This window comes from Hydrogenophaga sp. (genome assembly GCF_022844385.1).
GTDB lineage: Bacteria > Pseudomonadota > Gammaproteobacteria > Burkholderiales > Burkholderiaceae_C > Hydrogenophaga.
In genome coordinates this window covers 35,196-57,079 of sequence record NZ_JALHLX010000006.1, presented here as the reverse complement: position 1 = coordinate 57,079, position 21,884 = coordinate 35,196, and the positions used below count along the sequence as shown (strand labels likewise).

Sequence of the window (21,884 nt, the reverse complement as noted above, 5' to 3'; positions counted from 1 at the left end):
GGGTCTGGCACCGGGCAGGGAGGCAAATGAGACGGCAGGGCCATTGATAATGACCCCGACACAACACCCGGTATTGTAAGGACGCGCCCCATGCCCAACCGAACGGTCTTCTTCATCTCCGACGGCACCGGCATCACCGCCGAGACCTTCGGCAACGCCATCCTGAATCAGTTCGAGACCCAGATGCGCCGGGTTCGCCTGCCATTTCTGGACGATGTGGACAAGGCGCACCAGGCGGTGCGCCAGATCAACCACGCCGCCGACCTGGAAGGCAACCGCCCGCTGGTGTTCACCACCGTGGTCGACATGGACGTGCTCAACGTGTTCCGCACCCAATGCAAAGGCGTCCTGCTGGACATGTTCGGCACCTTCATCGCGCCGCTGGAGCACGAGTTGGGCATCAAGTCCAACCACCGCGTGGGGCGCTTCTCCGACGCCTCCAAGAGCCAGGCCTACAACGCCCGCATCGAGGCGATCAATTTTTCGCTGGCGCACGACGATGGCCAGAGCCACAAGGACCTGAAAGGGTCCGATGTGATCCTGGTGGGGGTGAGCCGCAGCGGCAAAACGCCCACCTCGCTGTACCTCGCCATGCAGTACGGCCTGAAGGCGTCCAACTACCCGCTGATCCCCGAAGACTTCGAACGCAGGCAACTGCCGCCCGCGCTGGTGCCGCACCGCAAGAAGATCTTCGGTCTGACGATCGGGCCCGAGCGCCTGAGCGAGATCCGAAACGAGCGACGCCCCAACTCGCGTTACGCGAGCCTGGAGAACTGCCGAATGGAAGTGAGTGAAGCCGAAAGCATGATGCGCCGCGAAGGCATCCGCTGGTTGTCAACGACGACCAAGTCGATCGAAGAAATTGCGACGACGATCCTGCAAGAAATCCGGCCCGAACGCCTGGAGTACTGAGCCCCCCAGCTGCGCCGCTGGGCGGGTCGCTGCCTTTCAGCCCTTCTTGCGGCCTGGCCCCAGGCCGTGTGCCTGGCGACCCAGCGCAAACGAGGCCAGCAGCTTCATCCACAAGGTCACACCGGCCACGGCGATCCAGTCTTCGGAGGCGAGCGCCTGGAAGCCGAGCACGGCCACGAGCACGCCGACCACGATCACACCGCCGACGAGATTGATGACCATCTCGTAGGGTGCATATTTCTCGGCGTTGGGTGGAGGAAGACCCTTCTTCAGGGCAACTTCAGAGAAGTCGCGCTTGACGAGGATGCGGTATGCGCGACGCAGCCAGAAGAACGCCACCGGAAACAGGGCAAGCAGGAAGATCCAGTTGAAGATGAAGACGCTGGGCAGGTTCATGGTGGGCCGTGTGTTGATGCTGGATTGTCCTCCAGCGCTCTCCAGAAACACCAAACCCCGCCGGCGGACCGACGGGGTCTGGGTCACGAGCAGGCCGGGCGGCTGCCCGGGCTGTGTGGGTTCAAGCCATCAATGTCCGGTGGCTGTGCCCGCGCCCTTGGGCACGCGAACCGACTCCACCAGTTCCACAATGTGCTTGGGCACCGGCGTGGAGACCTTGCTCACCAGGTAGGCGACGACGAAGTTCACGATCGCGCCCACGGTACCGAAGGCCTCGGGGGTGATGGTGAAGAAGCCGTTCACGCCACCGACCATGTGCACGAAGTCCGTGCCCTTGATGAAGAAGATGCCCTTGTGTGCGAACACATAGAACAGCACCACAGCCAGACCGGCCAGCATGCCGGCAATGGCGCCCTTGTCGGTCACGGTACGGCTGAAAATGCCCATCATCAACGCGGGGAAGATGGTGGATGCCGCGATACCGAAGGCCAGGGCCACAGTGCCGGCCGCAAAGCCCGGTGGATTAAGGCCCAGCCAGCCCGCCACGAAGATCGCCACGGCCATGGCAATCTTGCCGGCCATGAGCTCACCCTTTTCGCTGATGTCGGGCTTGATGGCGCCCTTGATCAGGTCGTGCGACACGGCCGACGAGATGGCCAGCAACAGACCGGCAGCGGTGGACAGCGCAGCGGCCAGACCACCCGCAGCCACCAGTGCGATCACCCAGTTGGGCAGCAGCGCGATTTCCGGGTTGGCCAGCACGATGATGTCGGCGTTCACGGTCAGCTCGTTGCCCTTCCAGCCAGCGGCCTGGGCCTTGCCCTTGGCGACTTCGTTCTTGGTGGCGTCGTTGTAGTACTGGATGCGGCCGTCCGCGTTCTTGTCTTCCCACTTCAACAGGCCGGTCTTTTCCCAGCGCTTCATCCACTCGGGACGCTGCTCATACTGCAGGCTGGACTCGGTGGCGTACAGGTCTGCGTTGGCCTTGACCGCATCGGCATTCACGCCAATACCACCTTCAGCGCTGTTGACCAGGCCCACCGCCGAGTTGACGGTGCCGTGCAGGTTCAGCTTGGCCATGGCGCCCACAGCAGGTGCCGTGGTGTACAGCAGCGCGATGAAAATCAGCGCCCAGCCAGCGGTGGAGCGTGCATCGGCAACCTTCGGCACGGTGAAGAAGCGAACGATCACGTGGGGCAGGCCCGCGGTACCGATCATCAGCGACACGGTGTAGAAGAACATGTTGAGCGTGGAGCCCGCGCTGGTGGTGGTGTACTGGCCAAAGCCCAGATCGGTCACCACCTGGTCGAGCTTGGTCAGCAGCGACACGTCGGTGCCGGACATGTCCGAACCCAGACCCAACTGCGGCAAGAAGTTGCCGGTGAGGTTGAGCGAGATGAAGAAGGCCGGCACCAGGTAGGCCGCGATCAGCACGATGTACTGGGCGACCTGCGTGTAGGTGATGCCCTTCATGCCGCCGAACACCGCATACATGAACACGATGGCCATGCCGATGTAGATGCCCTGAGCGCTGGAAACACCCAGGAAACGCGCGAAGGTCACGCCCACGCCGGTCATCTGGCCAATGATGTAGGTCAGCGAAATGATCAGCAGGCACAACACCGCCACGTTGCGCGCGGTGGGGGAGTAGAAGCGGTCGCCAATGAATTCAGGCACGGTGAACTTGCCGAACTTGCGCAGGTACGGCGCCAACAGCATGGCCAGCAGCACGAAGCCGCCGGTCCAGCCCATCAGGAACACGGAGCCGCCATAGCCCATGTTGGAGATCAGGCCGGCCATGGAGATGAAGGACGCGGCCGACATCCAGTCGGCGGCCGTGGCCATGCCGTTGGTGATCGGGTGAACCCCGCCGCCGGCCACGTAGAACTCGGACGTGCTGCCTGCGCGTGCCCAGTAGGCGATGCCGAGGTACAGCGCGAAGCTGAGCCCGACGAACAGATAAATGGTGGTTTGAAGTTCCATGGTGTTCTCTTGTGTGCTCAGTCTTCCTGCATGCCGAACTTGCGATCGATCTGGCCCATCTTGTGGGCGTAATAGAAGATCAATGCAATGAACACGTAGATGGAGCCTTGCTGTGCAAACCAGAAGCCCAGGGGATAGCCACCGAGCGAGATGTTGTTGAGCAGGGGGGCGAACAAGATGCCCGCGCCGTAGGAAACCAGGAACCACACGACCAATACCTTGGTCAGCAGGCCCAGCGTGGCGGACCAATAGGCCTTTGCGTTGCTGTCGCTGTTCATGAAAGTCATCTCCTGAAAAAGTGATGCTTGACGAGGGAGGGGCCGGGACTGGCCGCCGACTTGTGCATTCCACAAAACCGGACGGCTTGTGGCACTACGAAACGCACTGTGTTGGCGCTTTCTTACAGCCAAATTGCACCCACAGCACATTCGGGATAAACATAGGGTATGCCCCTAAGAGAATGCAGCGAAGCTGACGCGCAGCTTTCAAAATGAGAGCGCGCCGGGCGATTTGGATGAATCCATCACCTCGTTGTCCACGCTTGCGGACACCTGTGATGTGCGAGGGATCACTGGAACCAAGTAGTCCGAAAGGACCGCTTTTCAGACATTCACTTACAACTTGTGATTTGCTTCATAACGACAAACTCCCCAGAATTTGTGACGGATTGCACAGTTCAAACAAATTGAAACAGCTACCGCGGGGGAGTTCAAATGGCCAGCAAAGCATCTGCCACCCAGGCAAAAAAGCCGCAAGGTCTGTCGCTGCACATCGGCATCAACGAGGTGAGCGCCGCCCACTACGAGGGCTGGACCGGCCCTCTGGCGGCTTGTGAATTCGACGCGCACGACATGGCGGCACTGGCCCAGTCCCGGGGCATGAAGAGCACGCTGCTGATCACGAAAAAAGCCACCCGCGCCAACCTGCTGGCGGCATTGCGCAAGGCCGCCAAGACCCTCGTTGCAGGCGACTACTTCTTCATGAGTTTTTCCGGGCACGGTGGCCAGGTGCCCGACGTGAGTGGCGATGAAGACGACAAGCAGGACGAAACCTGGTGCCTGTTCGATGGCCAGCTGATCGACGACGAGCTCTACTACGAGCTCAGCAAATTCAAGAGCGGCGTGCGCCTCTTCGTGGTCTCGGACAGCTGCCACAGCGGCACTGTGGTGCGCGCCGCGCGCCCGCCACCCGGCACACCCGCCCAGCGCCCGCGCATCATGCCGCCGGCCGTGGGCATGCGCGTCTATGCAGCGCACAAGTCCTTCTACGACCAGCTGCAGAACGAAGTCGCCAGGCATGCCGGCGGGCGTGTGACCGACCCCGACACCGCGCTGGCCAAACTGACCGTGAGCACCCGCCTCACCGGCATCGTCAAGGCGTTCCATCCCTCGCTCATCCTCATCTCGGGCTGCCAGGACAACCAGTTCTCCATGGACGGCGACCACAACGGTGCCTTCACCGAACAACTGCTGCGCGTGTGGAACAACGGCGCATTCAAGGGCAGCTACGCCAGCCTGCATGCGCACATCCGCGCGGGCCTGCCACCCAGCCAGTCGCCCAACCTCTTCACGCTCGGCCCGGCAGCGCCGTTCCTCAAACAGGCGCCCTTCAGCGTCTGACCGGTGGGCGCCCCGGCTGGCGCCTTGTTTGCATCGGCAACCCAGGGAGGCATTCACATGCTCGCCATCCAGAACCACCGGCTCACCGGCCCCGACGTGAGCTTTCGTGCCACGCCCAACGTGGGCGGCGCCCTGCGACCGCGCTACGTGGTGCTGCACTACACCGCCGGGCGAACACTGGAGAGTTCGGTGGAGTCACTGTGCACGAAGAAGCCCCAGGGCAACGCGTCGGCGCACATCGTTCTGGGACGCGACGGGCGCATCGTTCAGCTCGCGCCGTTCAACGCCGTGACCTGGCACGCCGGTGTGAGCCAGTGGAACGGGATTGACGGATTGAACCACCACGCCATCGGCATCGAGATGGACAACGCCGGCCTGTTGCACCGCGAGGGCGAGCGCTGTGTAGCGTGGTTCGGCAAGGTCTACCCCGACAACGAGGTGGTGGTGGCGGAACACCGGCACGGTGGCGGTGTGCGGCCATGGCACCACTTCACCGAGGTGCAGATCGAGCGTGCGCTGCAACTGTGTGAGGTGCTGGTGGCGCACTATGGCCTGCAGGATGTGCTGGGTCATGAAGACATCGCGCGCGGGCGCAAGGTGGACCCGGGCCCGGCCTTTCCACTGGCCGCCGTGCGCGCACGTGCACTGGGCCGGGGTGCCGATGTGGCGGTGCGCCTGGTGGTCACGGCCACCAGCCTGAACATCCGCAGCGGCCCGGCCGCCGAGTTTCCCAAGGTCGCACCCGCGCTCAAGCGCGGTGCCGAGCTGGTGCTGCTGGAACCCCAAGACCGCTGGAGCCGCGTGGCGGTGGTGGGCGCCACCGATCTGGAAGGCTGGGTGTGCAACGACTTCGTGACGCGCCAGGCGGCCACACGGTCTGGCCCCACCGTGCTCTCGCGCTCGCAGCGCGCGGTGCCCGTTGCCCAGGCACGAGCAACGCCCGCACCCAGGAAACCCGCCGCACCCGCCAAGAAACGCACCCCCCGCACCGTGCGCTGAACCCAGTTGCACCGCCGCCGCAGAAAGGCCCACATGACCACCGCTTCCACCGCACCGATCACCTTCATCGTTCGCGGTCAACCGCAGGCGGGAACGACTGCCACACGTGGCGCCGGTTCAGGCGCAGCGGCGGGCTTCGGCGGACGCGGCCAAACCGTGCAGCGCGTGCAGGTGGGTGCTACCCGGGGCAGCAGCGATGCCGTGCGCATGACCGCAAGGCCCGGGCTGGACGCGGTGGTGCTGCACATCAGCAACGGCCCCTCGCTCATGCTGCACCCCGAGACCGCACGTGACCTGATGCTGGCGCAGTCCGGCCTCACGCGCAGCGGCATGCCGGTCCAACCACGCAACCGCGGCGCCACCGAAGTGCAGGTGCCCGCGCAGTTGGGCTGGCAGGGGCTGGAGCAGGCTGGCGCTTCGCGCGGGGCCACGCGCGGGCGGCTGGGCGATGTGCTGCTCTCGGCCATCGAGGTGGTCACCGGCCTGTTGCTGGAACCGGCCTCGCGCATCACCGCCGCCAAGATCGCCGCGCGGGTGGACGACCAGGTGGACGCCGGTCTGTATGCCCTCTCGGCGCACAGCTTTGCCACCACGCTCAAGGGCAACGCCAAGCCAATCACGAAGATCCCACCCGCCACCCATCCCGACGAGCCCATCCTGGTGCTGCTGCACGGCACCTTCTCCAACACCCACGGCACCTTCGGGAAGCTGTGGCAGCACCACCCTCAAAAGGTGCGCGAGCTGTTCACGCGCCACGGCGAGCGGGTCTACGGCTTCGAGCACCCCACGCTCATGGCCAGCCCGATCGACAACGCGCTCATGCTCGCAAGGTCGCTGCCCGATGGCGCGCGTCTGCACCTGCTCACCCATTCGCGCGGTGGTCTGGTGGCCGAAGTGCTGGCCCGTGTGTGTGCCAGGCCCGAACTGGACGACAAGTCGCTCGCGCCGTTCAAGGTGCCCGCCCACCGCAACCAGCTCAAGGCGCTGCGCGAACTCGCCGCCGAGCTCAAGGGCCGCAACATCCGTGTGGATCGCGTGGTGCGGGTGGCCTGCCCGGCGCGCGGCACGCTGCTGGCCTCCAAGCGGCTTGACGCCTACGTGTCGGTGCTCAAGTGGTCGCTGGAACTGGCAGCGATCCCGGTGGCCCCCACGCTGATCGATTTCATTGGTGAAGTGGCCAGCCAGCGCACCGATCCAGCCCTGCTGCCCGGCCTCGAATGCATGATGCCCGAGAGCCCTCTGGTGCAGTGGCTGCATGCCAGTGAAGGCGCAGGCGGCACGCCGCTGCCGGGGCAACTGCGCGTGGTGGCGGGCGACATCCAGGGCGACTCCATCACCTCCTGGGTCAAGACGCTGCTGGCCGACGCCTTCTACTGGACCGACAACGACCTGGTGGTGCAGACGCGCTCGATGTACGGCGGCACACCGCGCTCTCCAGCCGGTGGCCACGCGGCGGCCACGTTCGTTCTGGAACGGGGTGGCAAGGTCACGCACTTCAGCTACTTCAGCGAGCCACGCTCGGCCGAGGCGATCTGCAACGCTCTGGTGCAGGACTCGCCTGCGGGTTTCAGGCCGATCGGGCCGATGTCGTGGGCCGGCAGTTCGAGCGACGGGCTGCGCGGCATGCCCCGATCGGCCAGCGCGCCGCCCGCCTCTGAACGCCCGGCCGTGATCCTGCTGCCCGGCATCCTGGGCAGTCACCTCGCCGTCGATGGCAAGCGCATCTGGTTGAGCGCGCGCATCCTGGGTGGCCTGGGTCGATTGGCCTATCCCGATGCGGGCGGACGCGTGACGCCCGACGGCGCCATCGGCAGCGTGTATGACGACCTGGTCGCCTTCCTCACGGCCACCCATGAAGTAATCGAGTTTTCGTTTGACTGGCGGCGCCCCATCGAGGAAGAAGCGGCCCGGCTGGCCGAGGTGATGGACCAGGCCCTCACCGCCCGTGCGGGCAGCGGTCAGCCGGTGCGTCTGCTCGCCCACTCCATGGGTGGGGTGGTCGCGCGCACCGTGCAACTGGAGCGGCCCGAGGTGTGGCGCCGCTGGCTGGAGCGACCCGGCTCGCGCCTGCTCATGCTGGGCACACCCAACGGCGGATCGTTCGCCCCGATGCAGGTGCTCTCGGGCGACGACACCATGGGCAACGCGCTGGCCGCCTTCGGCCTGCCGTTTCAAGACCACAAGGCGCGCCGCCTGATGGCGGCCATGCCGGGCTTCCTGCAATTGCAGGCCGGCCTGCTCGACCCGGCACTGGGGCTTGCCCAGAGCGAACGCTGGCAGGCGCTGGCCGAACAGGACATGAAGACGCTGGAAGATGCCAACTTCTGGCACGACCCCGGCAGCCAGCGCGCCATCTACCGCTGGGGTGTGCCGGCGCAAGACGTGCTCGACCGCGCCGTGGATCTGCGGCGCCGCCTCGACCAGCAACGCGAGACCGCATTGCCGGGGTTCCGCGATCGGGTGGTGATGGTGCTCGGTCAGGCCCGCTTCACACCGGCAGGCTTTGAAATGGACGCCCGCGAGGGCCTGATCTACCTGGATCAGCCCGAAGGCGGCGACGGTCGCGTGACGCAGGACAATGCGCTGCTGCCGGGCGTGCGTGCCTGGCGGGTGGACTGCCCGCACGGCGACCTGCCCGACGCCCAGGCCGCGTTCCCGGCCTACCTGGAACTGCTGCAACACGGTGACACGCAGAGCCTGCCTCGGGTGGGCGCCGGGCCCGGCGTGCGCAGCGGCGGTGCGGCGGCCATGGCACTGGTGCGCAACCGGCCGTCTCGCCAGCGCAGCGCAGTGGTGGTGCCACCCAACGGCCTGGGCGAGCTGCTGGCACCCGCCGCAGAGCCCTCCACCGTCTCCGAGGCACCGCAGGGCGCGCTGCACATCAGCGTGCACAACGCCAACCTCAAGTTCATCAGCAAGCCATTGATGGTTGGCCACTACTTCGCCTCGACATTGAGCGGCACCGAGGCGGTGGTGGACCGCTTCATCGGAGGGGCCATGTCGGCCTCGCTGGCCGCTGGCCTCTACCCGGAGTCGCCCGGCACCCACCAGATCTTCATCAACAACCGGCAGGACCCGGACAGCCCGCTCGCCCTGCCGCGGCCACCCCATGTGGTGGTGGTCGGGCTGGGTTCGGAGGGCAAACTCAAGAGCACTTCGATCACCCAGACCGTTCGGCAGGCGACCCTGGCCTGGGCGCAGCGGGTGGCTGAAGCACCGGGAGGCGGTCCCTCCCATTTCGAGCTGGCCGCCACGCTCGTGGGCAGCGGCGGCACCGGCATCAGCGTGAACACCTCGGCACAGGCACTGGCACAAGGTGTGCGCGAGGCCAACGAAAGGCTCGCCGCAGGTGGCTGGCCACAGGTGAGCCACCTGCACATCGTGGAGCTCTACCTGGATCGGGCCACCGACGCCTGGAGCGCCCTGACACTGCTGTGCGCTGCCGCGCCCGACCATTTCGCGCTCAGCCCCAGGATCCTCTCTGGCGTGGGCGCGCTGCGCCGGCCGCTGGACAACGGCTACCGCGGCACCGCCTACGACTTCATCAGCGCTGTGACCGAAACCGACGACAGTGGCGACCCCAGCATCGTCTACACGCTGGACACCCAGCGCGCCCGCGCCGAAGTGCGGGCCCAGGCCACGCAGGCCCGGCTGGTGGGTGAACTGGTGCGCCGCGCCTCCAACGACGCCAACCGCGACCCCACCATCGGCCGCACCCTCTTTCAGTTGCTGGTGCCGGTGGAAATGGAGGCCAGCCTGGGCGGCACCAGCGAGCTGCTGCTCGAACTCGACGACGGTACCGCCGCCATTCCCTGGGAGCTGCTGGACGCGCCCGATGATGGTCGCGGTGGACCGGATGCGCCCTGGGCCATCCGCAACAAACTGCTGCGCCGCCTGCGCACCGCGGCCTTTCGCAGCCAGGTGAGCGACGCCCGGCCCGATGACTGCGTGCTGGTGATTGGCGAGCCGCTGTGCGACCCGGTGCATTACCCGCCCTTGCCTGCCGCGCGCTCCGAGGCCGAGGCGGTGGTCGAAGCACTCAGCGGGCAACTCGGGCTCGATGCGTCGCGGGTGCACTCGCTGATTGCGCCCGACGACAACCTGGGCCCGGACGCGGCCGCCGTGACCACCGCGCTGCTGGCGCGGCGCTACCGCATCGTGCACATCGCCGGCCACGGCGAACCCGAACTGCAACGCCCCGGCAAGTCGCCCCTGCTGCGCGGCGTGGTGCTGAGCGACGACACCTTTCTGGGTCCGCGCGAGGTGCAGGCCATGCGCGTCGTGCCCGAGCTGGTGTTCCTCAACTGTTGCCACCTCGCGGCCGACCCGGAAAAGCTGCTCAAAAGCGGCTACGACCGCGCGCAATTCGCCGCCGGCGTGGCCAAGCAGCTGATCCGCATCGGCGTGCGTTGTGTGGTGGCGGCGGGCTGGGCGGTGGAAGACGAGCCGGCCAACCTGTTCGCCACCGCGTTCTACCGCTCGCTGCTCTCCGGTCAGCGCTTCATGGATGCGGTGCAGGCGGGACGCCTGGCGGCCTACAACGCCAACCCGCGAGGCAACACCTGGGCCGCCTACCAGTGCTATGGCGATCCGGACTGGGTCTGGGAACGCAACGAGATCGACAACCGCCGTGCACCGCCCACGCTGGCCAAGACGTACGCGGGCATTGCGTCGCCAGTGGCGCTGGCTCTGGCACTGGAAACGCTCGCCGTACAAAGCGCCACGCAAGGTGCCGCGCCCGAGTCGCAGCGGGAGAAGATCCGCTACCTTGAAGCCCGTTTCGAAGGGGACTGGGGCGGCATGGGCGCAGTGGCCGAGGCCTACGGCGTGGCCTGGGCTGCCGCGCGCGACATCGACCGTGCGCTGCACTGGTACCGGCGCGCCGCGGCGGCCAACGACGGCAGCGCGTCGGTGAAAGCCAACGAACAGTTGGCCAACCTGGGCGCTCGTCAGGCCTGGTCGCGGCTGCAAAACGCCGTGCGTGAAGGCGCCAAGCCAGCCCGCGTACAGGCTCTGGTGGAGCAGGGACGCTCAGAGATCACCCAGGCAGTGCGGATCCTGGAAGCACTGCTGGCCTTGTCACCCACCGTGGAGCGCGAAAGCCTGCTCGGTTCGACCTGGAAACGCATGGCGCGGCTCGAAGGCATTGCCGCTGCGGGCCAGGCCACCCCGGCCAGCACAGCAGCCATTGAACACATGGCGGCGCACTACCGGCAAGCCGAGGCCCTGGCGCTTCAGACCGGGCAGTCCGATCTGTTCTATCCAGCCCTGAACCTCGTGGCGGCTGACTTGCTGGCGCGCGCCAGTGATCGGCCATGGGCCGGCTTCGAGCATGACCGGCTTCAGCGGGTGCGCCAGAGCCTGGAGCGGCAACGGCGCGAAGACCCCGATTTCTGGAGCGTGGTGGGGCTGCCCGAACTCAGCGTGTACGAGGCACTGGCCAGCCATGCCTTGGCGCAACGGTTGCCGGCCATCCTGTCCAGCTTCGACGACATGCACCAGCGCGCCGGTACCCCGTGGATGTGGGCCTCGGTGGCCGACCAGCTCTGTTTTGTGGTGGAGCATCTGCACGGCATGACGCAGGCCGACCGGCAGGCCGCCGGCGAGTTGCTCGGCATCCTGAACGGCTACGCCGCCCCATGAACCGCATCTTCATCAGCTACCGGTCGTCCGACGGCAAGAAGGACGCCGACCGCCTGTGCGCCGACCTCAGCCGCCTCTACGGCGCTGACCAGGTGTTCTTCGACAAGCAGGACCTGCGCGGCGGGCACTCGTGGCGCAGCGCCATCATGGCGGCGCTGGGCACACAACCGGTGGTGCTGCTGCTGGTGACGCCCGAGCTGCTGGGCATGGCGCATCCCGAAGGCGGACGGCGCATCGACCGGGACGACGACCCCATCCGCGGCGAGGCGCTCACGGCGCAGGCCAACGGCGCCACCATCGTGCCCTTGCTGACCGAGGGCATGGTGATGCCGGCCACGGCCGACATTCCGCCGCCGCTGCGCTTTCTGAAGGAGTCACACGCGCTCAAGCTGCGCACCGAAGACTGGGCCGACGATCTCGACAAGATCGTGGCCGACCTCGCCACCCACGGCATCCACCCGTTGGTGTCGCGCGACCCGGTACGGCCCGAAAAACGCAGTTGGGTGCAGCGCATGCAGCGCGGCTTCATGTGGATCGGGGGCATCTTTGTGGGACTGGTGGTGATCGGCCTGCTCGCGCCCGACGATGAGGAGGAAGTCCCGCCCTCCCCGCCCCCTTACGTGGCAGCGACACCCGAGCCCGTGCCGCGATCGGGCCAGTCCGCCCTGGATGTGTCGGGCATCTGGTGGTCCATCGACGAAGACAACCGGCGCTTGCGGGTGCAGTTCACCGTGAACAACGGTGCCATCCAGCTGCAGACCGATGCTTTTCCGGTGTCCTGGTATCCGGAATGGCAGGCTTACGCGCAAGGCGTTCGTGGGCAAGGCCTCACCGTCAACGAGGTGCGCTACGTTGGCCAGGGGGTGCTCACCGATGTGATGGGCGTGCCGCGCATCGAGATTCCGTACCAGGCCGTCACCGGCGACGGCCGTGGGCCACTGGACACCGGCAGCGTCGTGCTCAACGCCAGCGCCGACGGACGCGAACTCACCGGCCAGCTCTGGAGCAACGGCGAGCAGGCTGAGAGCCCACTGCGGCTGGTGCGCAGTCCCTGATCCACAAAACCCCGAGGAGACCACCATGACAAAACTTGTTCACGTGTGCACCCAACGCCTGCTGCCTGCCGAGCTCATGCAGTTTCAACCCACCGTGCGCAGCCGCGGACGCACGCGCGCCATCATGCCGCTGGGCAAGATGTGGATGAACGGCAGCACGCTGCGCGTGCGCTTCATTGGCGGCACGGCGGCGCAACAAGCCAAGGTGCGTGAGCAGGCGCAGTGGTGGACGGCACACGCCAACCTCAAGTTCGAATTCAACAACGCGCCCGATGCCGAAATCCGCATCAGCTTCGATCCGGCCAAGGGCGCATGGTCCTACGTGGGCACCGACAACCGCAGTATTCCGCTGGACCAGCCCACCATGAACCTCGGCTTCATGGACGGCGGCACGGTGGCGCACGAGTTCGGCCACGCCATCGGCCTCATGCACGAACACCAGAACCCGGCCGGCGGCATTGAGTGGAACGAGGCTGCCGTGATCCGCGACCTCTCGGGCCCGCCCAACAACTGGAGCGAGGCGACCATCCGCCACAACGTGCTCAACAAATACCGCGCCGACCAGATCAACGGCACCACCTTCGACCCCGACTCCGTGATGCTGTATTTTTTTCCGGGCAGCTGGGTGCAGAGTGGCGTGGGCACGCGCGCGAACCCGGTGCTCTCGTCGCTGGACAAGGCCTTCATCGGAGGCGCCAAGGCCTACCCCAAAGCGGCGCCCACGCTGGTGGATGCGAAAGAAATCAAGATCGGCGCCAGCCGACGCACCGCAGCCGCCATCGGCAAGGCGGGTGAAGAAGACCTGTTCCAGTTCACCGTGACCACCGGCGGTCCCCACATCATCGACACGCGCGGCCCGACCGACGTGGTGATGAAACTCTTCGGCCCCGACAGCCCCACCGCCGTGATCGCCGAAGACGACGACAGCGGTGTGGACACCAACGCCCTGATCCGAGCCAGCCTCATCCCGGGTCGCTACTACGTTCAGGTGCGCCACTACAACCGGGCCACGGGGCTGGGCAACTACACGGTGAAGGTCCGCAAGGCCTGAGCGTGTTGTGTCGACCGGAAACAGAAAAGGCTTCGGTTTCCCGAAGCCTTTTTCATGGGCGGACCGTGTTCAGGCGGCGACCGCTTCTTCGACCTTGGCGGCCACCACCGGCTGGCGGATCAGGTAGTCAAAGGCACTGAGCGCGGCCTTGGAGCCGTCACCCGCAGCAATGACGATCTGCTTGTACGGCACCGTTGTGCAGTCGCCGGCGGCAAACACGCCGGGCACGTTGGTGTGGCCCTTGGCGTCGATCTCGATCTCGCCGTAGCGGCTCAGGTCCACGGTGCCCTTGAGCCACTCGGTGTTGGGCACGAGGCCGATCTGCACGAAAACGCCTTCCAGAGCCACGTGTTTCACCTCGCCGCTGACGCGGTCCTTGAACGACATGCCGTTGACCTTGCCGCCGGCACCCGTGATCTCGGTGGTCTGCGCGTTCACGTTGATGGTCACGTTGGGCAGGCTTTTGAGCTTGCTCACCAGCACCGCGTCGGCCTTCAGCGCGTCGGCAAATTCGACCAGCGTCACGTGTTTCACGATGCCGGCCAGGTCAATCGCGGCTTCCACGCCGGAGTTGCCACCACCGATCACCGCCACGTCCTTGCCCTTGAAGAGCGGGCCGTCGCAATGCGGGCAATAGGCCACGCCCTTGTTCTTGAACTCTTCTTCTCCGGGCACGTTCACATTGCGCCAACGCGCGCCGGTGCACAGGATCACGCTGCGCGCTTCCAGCACCGCACCGTTTGCCATTTCCACCTTCACCATGCCACCAGTTTCTGTGGCCGGGATGATCTTGCTGGCGCGCTGCAGGTTCATGATGTCCACGTCGTAATGGCGCACCTGCGCTTCAAGCGAAGCGGCGAACTTCGGCCCGTCGGTCTCCAGCACACTGATGTAGTTCTCGATCGCCATGGTGTCGTTGGTCTGGCCACCGAAACGCTCGGCGGCCACGCCCACGCGGATGCCCTTGCGGGCGGCGTACACCGCAGCCGCAGCGCCGGCCGGGCCACCACCGACGATCAACACGTCGTAGGGGTCCTTGGCATTGAGCTTGGCGGCTTCGCGCTCGTCGGACTTCACATCCAGCTTGGCGACGATCTCTTCGAGCAGCATGCGGCCCGAGCCGAACAGCTCACCGTTCAGAAACACCATCGGCACGGCCAGGATCTGGCGCTCTTCCACTTCGGCCTGGTACAAACCGCCGTCGATCACCGTGGCCTTCACGGCGGGGTTGAGGATGGACATCAGCGTGAGCGCCTGCACCACGTCGGGGCAGTTGTGGCACGAGAGGCTCATGTACATCTCGAAGTTGAAGTCGCCTTCCAGACCCTTGATCTGCTCGATCACGGCCGCTTCGACCTTGGGCGGATGGCCACCCGTCCACAACAGCGCCAGCACCAGCGAGGTGAACTCATGGCCCAGCGGAATTGCTGCGAAGCGCACGCCGGTGGTTTCACCTTCGCGGGCGATCACGAACGATGGCTTGCGCGCATCGGTGCCGGTCTCGTCGAAGCTCACCAGATCGGAGAGCTCGGCCACTTCCAGCAGCAGTTCTTTCATCTCGGCCGCGCCTGCGCTGGCGTCGAGCGAAGCAATCAAACGGATCGGGCGCTGCAGCTTGCCGAGGTAAGCCTGCAGTTGCGTCTTGAGGTTGGTGTCGAGCATGAAATTCTCCTGAATGGGGTTGAGGCATCAATGCCGCCGGTGGATGGGCCCAAAGGCCCATCGGTCTGCGGTACTAAAGACCGAGTTGGAAGATCAGATCTTGCCCACGAGGTCCAGCGAAGGCGTGATGGTCTTCGAGCCTTCGTTCCACTTGGCGGGGCACACCTGGCCTGGGTTGTTGGCCACGAACTGGGCGGCCTTCAGCTTGCGCAGGGTTTCCTTCACATCGCGGGCGATCGCGTTGTCGTGGATTTCGGCGGTCTTGATCACACCTTCGGGGTTGATGATGAAGGTGCCGCGCAGCGCCAGGCCTTCTTCTTCGATGTGCACGCCGAACGCACGGGTCAGCGTGTGGGTCGGGTCACCGATCAGCGGGAACTTGGCCTTGCCAACGGCGGGCGAGGTCTCGTGCCACACCTTGTGTGCGAAGTGGGTGTCGGTGGTCACGATGTAGACCTCGGCACCGGCCTTCTGGAACTCGGCGTAGTTGTCGGCTGCGTCTTCCACTTCGGTCGGGCAGTTGAAGGTGAAGGCAGCGGGCATGAAGATCAGGACCGACCACTCGCCGCGCAGGCTGGCGTCGGACACGGGCACGAACTTGCCGTTGTGGAAGGCTTCGGCCTTGAAGGGCTGGACGGTGGTGTTGATCAGGGACATGGTGATTTCCTTGGAGGTGAGGTTGCGGGAATGGTGAACCGGGTACTGCTGTTGCAGCGATGGATGAACTATAGCCCATCTCTATCAACAATCTTTATTGATAGTCACTATCCGGTCGATAGCCGGAATGTTGCAACGCAGCACCACAACCGGTCGACGCATTGCATTTTAATGCGAATCGTTCTCGTTCGATATACACTTCACGCTTCCAGCCAGCCAGGACGCAGCCGCGTGCAGCCAGCCGAAAACCCCTTCAGCTTGTTGCCACCATGTCCCAACGGAAAACCCGCCAACGTCTTGCCATCGTCCGCTCCCCGTCCAAGCCGTCCACGAACGCCTCCACGGCCATGCTGCCCTTGGGCGCCATGCTGCTCGCCGGCTCATTGAGCGCCATGGCGCAAACCACGCCGTCCGACACCCTGCCCACGGTGACCGTGCGCGAGCGGGCCGAGGCCCCGGAAGGCAAGGACGCGTTGCGTGCCACGGAAACCGGCATTGGCAAAGGGCGCCAGCAATTGCGTGACATTCCCCAGTCGGTGACCGTCGTGACCGAAAAGCTCATCGACGACCGCAACCTTGACACCGTCAAGGAAGCGTTGAAGAACACAGCGGGCATCAGCTTCCTGGCCGCCGAAGGCGCCGAGGAAGACATCCGGCTGCGTGGCTTTTCGCTGCAAGCCACGGGCGACCTGTTCATCGATGGCATGCGCGATCCGGCGTTCTACGAACGCGACACGTTCAACCTCGACCGCATGGAGGTGCTGCGCGGCTCGGCGTCCATGTTGTTCGGCCGCGGCTCGACCGGTGGCGCGGTCAACCAGGTCAGCAAGGTGCCGCGCCTGATCACCGAACACCAGGTCGACCTCACCCTGGGCAGCCACGCCTACCGCCGCGTGCAGGGCGATTTCAACATCCAGACCGGTGAGAGTTCGGCGCTGCGTCTCAACGCCATGGTGACCAAGGCCGACAACAACGGCTCGGGCGCCAGCCTCGACAAGAATGGCGTGGCCCTGGCCTACCGCTGGGGCATCGGTGAGCGCAACGAGTTCCAGGCCAGCATCTACAACCTGGACAACAACAACGGCATCAACTACGGCATCCCGTTCATCGCGCCTTACGCTGGCGCGCCCAACACCGAGCGTGTGCTGTTGCCACTGGACCCGAAGAACTACTACGGCCTGGCCAGCGACTACAACGACAGCAGCGCGACCATTGCCGGCTTCAGCCACATCCACCGCTTCGACCGCGAAAGCGAGATCAAGACCCAGATCCGCGTGGGCCAGTTCAAGCGCGACCAGCGTTCGGGAGCCATCCGTTTTGCAGCCGCAGCCTTTCAGCCCGGCGGCGTGGCGGCCAACCTGACCAATTTCGGCCCCGACACCGTGTTGCAACGCAACCTGCACTTGAAGATCCAGGACATGGACAACGTCCATGTGCAGAGCGACTACTCCGGCAAGTTCGAGGCGCTGGGCTTCAAACACGACATTCTGGCTGGCGTGGACGCGTCGCGGGAGGAGAAGACGGTTTACGCCGCGCGCAATGCCAACCAAGGTGGCGTGGTGCCGACCAAACCGCGAACCACCGTGGGCACGCCCAACGACGGCGCATTCGTTGACGAAGCCTCGCGTGTGCTGCGCGTCAGCAACCAGTACGTGTCCACCGGCTGGGGCGCTTACGTGCAAGACGTGGTTCAACTCACCCCCACCTGGAAACTGGTGGGTGGCCTGCGCTATGACAACCTCACGGGCGACTACGACGCTTTCACCATTCCGAACGCCGCGCCCGGGCCGGTCACCACCAACAGCTACCGCATGAAGGTCTCCGAGGTGAGCCAACGCCTCGGTGCCCTGTGGCAGCCGAACGCGCTGCAATCGTTCCACGCCTCCGCGGGCACCTCGTTCAACACCTCGGGCGATGCCTACTCGTTGGGCCCGAGCAACGTGGACACGCCACCCGAGAAAAGCATCAACCTTGAAATCGGCGCCAAGCTGGATTCGGCCGACAAGCGCTTCACGACGCGCCTGGCGGTGTTCCGCTCGACCAAACTGAACGAGCGCAACACCGACCCCGACCTGTCGGTGATCACGCTCTCGGGCAAGCGCCATGTGGCCGGCTTTGAAGCCGACATTTCCGGACGCCTCTCGCCCACCTGGGAGGTGTATGGCTCCTACATGTGGATTCCCGTCGCCCATGTGGACAAGGCCGCACCCTGCCCACCGTCGGGCGCATGCACACAGAACACCCCGGGTGAACGTGTCGGCGACCGCCCGACCCTCACACCCGAGCACAGCGGCACGGTGTGGAGCACCTGGCAGCTCACGCCCAAGTTCCGCGTTGGTGGCGGCCTGAACTTCCGCAGCAAGCAGAAGCCACTTCGCTCGGAGTTCCACGTGCCCAGCTATGTCACCGCCGACCTCATGGCCGAGTACCGCTTCGACTTCGAAAACCTCATCTTGAAGGCCAACCTGACCAACGTGACCAACAAGCTCTACGCAGACTCGCTCTACCCGGCGCACTATGTTCCGGGTGCGGGCCGCACGCTGCAGGTGACCGCCAGTCTGAAGTTCTGACAAGGCCCCACTCCAGGGCTTTCGCCGCCCCACCTGCGTGGGGCGGCTTTTTGCCTTTTCCCACGACGCAACCACAAGTACTCCCATGCTGCTGACCTTGCCCGACATCCTGAGTCAAGAAGACCTGCGCAAGGTCCACCAAGCACTGACCAAGGCGCCCTGGACCGACGGCGGCGAGAGCGCAGGCACCCAGGCCCGCGCGGTCAAGAACAACCTGCAACTGCCGCACGACTGCGCCGCGGCCCAGACCATCCGCGCCCATGTGCTGCGGGGCCTCGACAGCAGCCCGCGCTTCTTTTCTGCGGTGCTGCCACTCAAGGTGTTCACGCCGCGCATCAATCGCTATGCAGGCGAGACCAACGCCTACGGCAACCACATCGACAACGCGGTGCGCGTACTGCCAGGCGGTCAACGCGTGCGAACCGATGTTTCCTGCACCGTCTTCCTGAACGATCCGACCGACTACGACGGCGGTGAACTGGTGGTCGCCGACACGTACGGTGAACACAGCGTCAAGCTGCCCGCCGGGCATGCCGTGATCTACCCCGGTACCAGCCTGCACCAGGTCAAGCCCGTCACGCGCGGCGAGCGCCTGGCTTGTTTCTTCTGGGTCCAGAGCATGGTGCGCAGCGACGAACACCGGCGCATCTTGTTCGACCTCGACATGAACCTGCTCGCACTGCGCCAGCGCCACGGCGAAACCGCCGAGTCCACCGCCCTCACCGGGACGTATCACAACCTGCTGCGCCAGTGGGCCGACACATGAGCTCCGCGTCCACTGTTCCGCAAACACTGCCCGATGGCGTGGTGACGCTGGCCGACCACGAATTCCACGCCCGCAGCCTGCTCGATGAAGCGGTCTGGGCCTATTTCAATGGCGCCGCTGCCGACGAGCTCACCCTGCATGCCAATGCGCAGGCCTGGCAAACCATCGAACTGCTGCCGCGCGTGATGCGCCAGTTGAGCGGCGGCCACACCCGTGTGAGCCTGCTGGGCCGTGAATGGCCCCACCCCATCCTGATCGCGCCCATGGCCTACCAGCGTCTGGCGCACCCGCACGCCGAGCAGGCCACCGCGCTCGCCGCTGCTGCGCTCGGAGCCGGGCTGGTGCTCAGCACACAGGCCAGCACACTGCTTGAAGACGTGGCCCGGACCGTCCTGCCCGAGCCAGACCGTGGACCCCTCTGGTTTCAGCTCTACCTGCTGCCCGACCGCGGCTTCATGAAAACACTGGTGCAGCGCGCGGAAGCTGCAGGCTTCGAGGCCCTGGTACTCACAGTCGACGCGCCGGTGCAGGGAGCGCGCGACCGGGAGCGCCGCGCCGGCTTTCGACGGCCTGCGGACATCACGGCGGTCAACCTGGCAGGTCGCGTGGCACCTGCACCGCTCTCCCTGCGGCCGGGCCAGAGCAGACTGTTTGACGACCTCATGACCCACGCACCGACCTGGGACGACATCGCCTGGCTGCGCTCGATCACAAACCTGCCAGTGCTGCTCAAGGGTGTGGTGCACCCGGACGACGCCCGGCAAGCGCTGGATTGCGGCGCAGCCGGCGTGATCGTCTCCAACCACGGCGGGCGCACGCTCGACACCATGCCCGCCACGGCCGCGTTGTTGCCACGTGTGGTGCAGGCGGTGGCGGGTGACGCGCCGGTGCTGGTGGACGGCGGCATTCGTCGTGGCACCGACGTGCTCAAGGCCATGGCGCTGGGCGCGTCCGCCGTGCTGGTCGGCCGCCCGGTGCTGCACGGCCTGGCCAATGCCGGTGCCACCGGAGTCGCCCATGTGCTGCGCCTTCTGCGCGACGAACTCGAGATCGCCATGGCACTCACGGGCTGCCGCACCCTGCGCGATGCGGCGTCAACGCTGAGCCCCGCCTCATCCCGCTGTTGAGGCGATAGAGCTCCAGACGCCCAACCGGCGTCAGCCCAAGGGCGGCGGTGGTCCGGCCCAGTCACCACCCAACGCCTTGTACAGATCGAGCGCCGCCGTGAGGCGCGACAGGCTCTGCGTGGCCAGTGCATCGAGCGCAGCAAACAGGGTGCGCTGCGCGTCCAGAACCGACAGCAGATCGCCACTGCCCTCGCGGTACCGCAGCTCGGCGAGCTGCAGCGAACGCCGCGCCTGCGCCACCACCTCGCGCTGCAGCGCTTCCTGCCGCTGGCTGCGGTCCACATTGCCCAGCCCGTCGTCAACCTCCTTGAGCGCGGTGCGGATGGCCTTGCCGTAGTTCTCGATCAGCACCACGCGCTGCGATTCGGTGCTGCGGATCTGCAGGCGCTGGCGCCCGCCGTCAAAGATGGCCTGCGCGAGCGACAGGCCAATCGAAATGCCACGCGTGGGGTCGGCCAGGCTCAGCAAGGCCGAGGTGCCCAGGCTGCCCGAAGCCGACAGCGACAGGCTCGGCAGCAGCGCGGCGCGAGCGGCGTCCACATTGGCATCGGCCGCTGCGAGTTGCGCTTCGGCCGAGGCCAGGTCCGGGCGGCGCGTGAGCAAGGACGACGGCAGACCCGGCGACAGCGCAGGCACTCGCAGCTGCGCGAACTCGCCCGCCTCGGGCGTGTAGCCCTGCGGCACGCGGCCCAGCAGCAACGCGAGCGCCGTGCCGGTCTGGCGCTGTTGCAACTCCAGCGGCAGCAAGGCCGTGCGCTGCGACAGCACCGTGGTGCGCTGTTGAGACACTTCCAGTGCCGTGGCCACGCCGTTGCGCTGGCGCGCTTCGACGATGCCCAGCACGCGCTCGGCAATGGCCAGGTTTTCGCGCGCAATGCGCAGGCGCTCGGCCGTGTTGAGCCACAGGAAGTAGTTGTTCGCCACACCGCTCAGCAGCGTGAGGCGCGCGGTCTTCCAGTCGAACTCGCTGGCCTGCAACGAAGCCTCGCCGGCGCGAACGCCCGCGGCAATGCGGCCCCAGAGGTCGACCTCGTAGCTCATGGAGAGCCCCACGCTGCTCGACTCGCGCGAGGTGGACGGAACACCAGGTCCGTCGCTGCGGTTGGCCGACACACCCGCGCTGCCGTTGATCGACGGCAGGCGCGAGACGCCGGCCTGCTGCAAGGCGAGGTCGGCCTGGCGGATGCGCTCGATGGCGATGCGCAGGTCCGGGCTGCCGGCCTGCGCTTCGGCGATCAGGCGCTCCAGCGGCTCCGAGCCGAAGGACTGCCACCACGCGGTGGTGAGCTGCGCGGCCTCAAGCATTGGTGCCGCCGGGCTCCAGGCCGTGGGCATCTCGACCACCGGCGCACGCGCCGGGTCGGTGGTGGCGCAGGCCTGCAGCGCGAGCGCGATGGCGAGCACCAGCGGTTTGGCGAAAGGAAAGGCAAACGGTTTCATCACA

The 21,884-nt window shown here is 66.0% G+C and carries 15 protein-coding genes; 9 read left to right on the top strand and 6 right to left on the bottom strand.

Features of this window, described 5'->3' with window-relative positions:
• Nucleotides 1–90: 90 nt before the first annotated feature.
• Complete coding sequence (locus Q0C59_RS02560) at nt 91–912, top strand: pyruvate, water dikinase regulatory protein (protein ID WP_291211267.1); 822 nt, start codon at nt 91–93, stop codon at nt 910–912.
• 36 nt (nt 913–948) lie between these two features.
• Here the strand turns inward: Q0C59_RS02560 and Q0C59_RS02555 are convergent, their stop codons facing one another.
• From Q0C59_RS02555 to Q0C59_RS02545, 3 genes are all read right to left on the bottom strand, one after another.
• Nucleotides 949–1,308, bottom strand: a complete 360-nt coding sequence (locus Q0C59_RS02555; protein WP_291211264.1) for a hypothetical protein — start codon at nt 1,306–1,308, stop codon at nt 949–951.
• A 129-nt stretch (nt 1,309–1,437) separates the two neighbouring features.
• The gene (locus Q0C59_RS02550) at nt 1,438–3,291 is read right to left on the bottom strand and encodes a sodium:solute symporter family protein (protein ID WP_291211261.1); all 1,854 of its coding nucleotides are present in this window, start codon (nt 3,289–3,291) and stop codon (nt 1,438–1,440) included.
• Nucleotides 3,292–3,308: 17 nt separating this feature from the next.
• Nucleotides 3,309–3,569 carry a DUF4212 domain-containing protein gene (locus Q0C59_RS02545; protein ID WP_056276888.1) on the bottom strand — a complete coding sequence of 87 codons (261 nt, stop codon included), beginning with the start codon at nt 3,567–3,569 and terminating at the stop codon, nt 3,309–3,311.
• Between the two features lie 435 nt (nt 3,570–4,004).
• On the opposite strand from Q0C59_RS02545, the gene Q0C59_RS02540 reads away from it, so the two are divergent.
• From Q0C59_RS02540 to Q0C59_RS02520, 5 genes are read left to right on the top strand one after another with little or no spacing between them, the layout of a single operon-like run.
• Entirely contained in the window at nt 4,005–4,910 is a 906-nt protein-coding gene (locus tag Q0C59_RS02540; RefSeq protein WP_291211256.1) for a caspase family protein, read from the top strand.
• Nucleotides 4,911–4,967: 57 nt separating this feature from the next.
• Entirely contained in the window at nt 4,968–5,909 is a 942-nt protein-coding gene (locus Q0C59_RS02535) for an N-acetylmuramoyl-L-alanine amidase (RefSeq protein WP_291211254.1), read from the top strand.
• A 33-nt stretch (nt 5,910–5,942) separates the two neighbouring features.
• Nucleotides 5,943–11,552 carry a CHAT domain-containing protein gene (locus Q0C59_RS02530; RefSeq protein WP_291211251.1) on the top strand — a complete coding sequence of 1,870 codons (5,610 nt, stop codon included), beginning with the start codon at nt 5,943–5,945 and terminating at the stop codon, nt 11,550–11,552.
• A complete protein-coding gene (locus Q0C59_RS02525) occupies nt 11,549–12,607 on the top strand; it encodes a toll/interleukin-1 receptor domain-containing protein (RefSeq protein WP_291211248.1) in 1,059 nt (352 codons plus the stop codon). Before Q0C59_RS02530 ends, Q0C59_RS02525 begins: the two co-directional genes overlap by 4 nt.
• A 25-nt stretch (nt 12,608–12,632) precedes the next feature.
• On the top strand, nt 12,633–13,658 hold the full coding sequence (locus Q0C59_RS02520; RefSeq protein ID WP_291211245.1) for a M12 family metallopeptidase: 1,026 nt from the start codon (nt 12,633–12,635) through the stop codon (nt 13,656–13,658).
• A 69-nt stretch (nt 13,659–13,727) separates the two neighbouring features.
• Here Q0C59_RS02520 and ahpF read toward each other — a convergent pair whose 3' ends face one another.
• A complete protein-coding gene (gene ahpF / locus Q0C59_RS02515; RefSeq protein ID WP_291211243.1) occupies nt 13,728–15,320 on the bottom strand; it encodes an alkyl hydroperoxide reductase subunit F in 1,593 nt (530 codons plus the stop codon).
• Nucleotides 15,321–15,413: 93 nt separating this feature from the next.
• Complete coding sequence (gene ahpC, locus Q0C59_RS02510) at nt 15,414–15,977, bottom strand: alkyl hydroperoxide reductase subunit C (protein ID WP_291211241.1); 564 nt, start codon at nt 15,975–15,977, stop codon at nt 15,414–15,416.
• Nucleotides 15,978–16,246: 269 nt separating this feature from the next.
• On the opposite strand from ahpC, the gene Q0C59_RS02505 reads away from it, so the two are divergent.
• The 3 genes from Q0C59_RS02505 (at nt 16,247) to Q0C59_RS02495 (ending at nt 20,440) form a co-directional block, all read left to right on the top strand.
• Nucleotides 16,247–18,547, top strand: coding sequence for a TonB-dependent siderophore receptor (locus tag Q0C59_RS02505; protein WP_291211239.1), 2,301 nt, complete (start codon nt 16,247–16,249; stop codon nt 18,545–18,547).
• An 85-nt stretch (nt 18,548–18,632) separates the two neighbouring features.
• Nucleotides 18,633–19,313 carry a Fe2+-dependent dioxygenase gene (locus tag Q0C59_RS02500; protein WP_291211236.1) on the top strand — a complete coding sequence of 227 codons (681 nt, stop codon included), beginning with the start codon at nt 18,633–18,635 and terminating at the stop codon, nt 19,311–19,313.
• On the top strand, nt 19,310–20,440 hold the full coding sequence (locus Q0C59_RS02495) for an alpha-hydroxy acid oxidase (RefSeq protein ID WP_291211233.1): 1,131 nt from the start codon (nt 19,310–19,312) through the stop codon (nt 20,438–20,440). Before Q0C59_RS02500 ends, Q0C59_RS02495 begins: the two co-directional genes overlap by 4 nt.
• A gap of 30 nt (nt 20,441–20,470) precedes the next feature.
• Here Q0C59_RS02495 and Q0C59_RS02490 read toward each other — a convergent pair whose 3' ends face one another.
• A complete protein-coding gene (locus Q0C59_RS02490) occupies nt 20,471–21,880 on the bottom strand; it encodes an efflux transporter outer membrane subunit (protein WP_291211230.1) in 1,410 nt (469 codons plus the stop codon).
• Nucleotides 21,881–21,884: the final 4 nt, after the last annotated feature.

Bases quoted from the DNA above. Each gene is read 5' to 3' on its own strand.
- Q0C59_RS02560 (WP_291211267.1), top strand. From the start codon at position 91: ATGCCCAACCGAACGGTCTTCTTCATCTCCGACGGCACCGGCATCACC.
- Q0C59_RS02555 (WP_291211264.1), bottom strand. From the start codon at position 1,308: ATGAACCTGCCCAGCGTCTTCATCTTCAACTGGATCTTCCTGCTTGCC.
- Q0C59_RS02550 (WP_291211261.1), bottom strand. From the start codon at position 3,291: ATGGAACTTCAAACCACCATTTATCTGTTCGTCGGGCTCAGCTTCGCG.
- Q0C59_RS02545 (WP_056276888.1), bottom strand. From the start codon at position 3,569: ATGAACAGCGACAGCAACGCAAAGGCCTATTGGTCCGCCACGCTGGGC.
- Q0C59_RS02540 (WP_291211256.1), top strand. From the start codon at position 4,005: ATGGCCAGCAAAGCATCTGCCACCCAGGCAAAAAAGCCGCAAGGTCTG.
- Q0C59_RS02535 (WP_291211254.1), top strand. From the start codon at position 4,968: ATGCTCGCCATCCAGAACCACCGGCTCACCGGCCCCGACGTGAGCTTT.
- Q0C59_RS02530 (WP_291211251.1), top strand. From the start codon at position 5,943: ATGACCACCGCTTCCACCGCACCGATCACCTTCATCGTTCGCGGTCAA.
- Q0C59_RS02525 (WP_291211248.1), top strand. From the start codon at position 11,549: ATGAACCGCATCTTCATCAGCTACCGGTCGTCCGACGGCAAGAAGGAC.
- Q0C59_RS02520 (WP_291211245.1), top strand. From the start codon at position 12,633: ATGACAAAACTTGTTCACGTGTGCACCCAACGCCTGCTGCCTGCCGAG.
- ahpF (WP_291211243.1), bottom strand. From the start codon at position 15,320: ATGCTCGACACCAACCTCAAGACGCAACTGCAGGCTTACCTCGGCAAG.
- ahpC (WP_291211241.1), bottom strand. From the start codon at position 15,977: ATGTCCCTGATCAACACCACCGTCCAGCCCTTCAAGGCCGAAGCCTTC.
- Q0C59_RS02505 (WP_291211239.1), top strand. From the start codon at position 16,247: ATGTCCCAACGGAAAACCCGCCAACGTCTTGCCATCGTCCGCTCCCCG.
- Q0C59_RS02500 (WP_291211236.1), top strand. From the start codon at position 18,633: ATGCTGCTGACCTTGCCCGACATCCTGAGTCAAGAAGACCTGCGCAAG.
- Q0C59_RS02495 (WP_291211233.1), top strand. From the start codon at position 19,310: ATGAGCTCCGCGTCCACTGTTCCGCAAACACTGCCCGATGGCGTGGTG.
- Q0C59_RS02490 (WP_291211230.1), bottom strand. From the start codon at position 21,880: ATGAAACCGTTTGCCTTTCCTTTCGCCAAACCGCTGGTGCTCGCCATC.